Source organism: Lactobacillus delbrueckii subsp. delbrueckii DSM 20074 = JCM 1012 (assembly GCF_001433875.1).
In the GTDB taxonomy this organism is placed as follows: domain Bacteria; phylum Bacillota; class Bacilli; order Lactobacillales; family Lactobacillaceae; genus Lactobacillus; species Lactobacillus delbrueckii.
In genome coordinates this window covers 1-271 of sequence record NZ_AZCR01000156.1, presented here as the reverse complement: position 1 = coordinate 271, position 271 = coordinate 1, and the positions used below count along the sequence as shown (strand labels likewise).

Sequence of the window (271 nt, the reverse complement as noted above, 5' to 3'; positions counted from 1 at the left end):
GCTCATGCAAAAGATGGGCTTATTCGCCATCTCAATCCGCAAGAAACGCAAATACAGCAGCTATTACGGCGTTCAAGGCAAAATCAAGCCAGACTTAATCAAGCGCAATTTCTACGCAATTATTCCTAACAGACATTGGTTTACCGACGTGACTGAATTCCATCTTAAAGATCAAAAGCTCTACCTTTCGCCAATTATCGATGGTTGTACCCAAGAAATCATCTCCTACAACATTTCTAGGCACCCAGACCTTAAGCAAGTGATGACCATG

1 protein-coding gene is annotated in these 271 nt (G+C 42.4%); it reads left to right on the top strand.

Annotated features, from left to right (window positions below; translation table 11 throughout):
- On the top strand, nt 1-271 hold a 271-nt coding region (locus tag FD23_RS08915), incomplete at both ends, for a DDE-type integrase/transposase/recombinase (protein WP_340136957.1).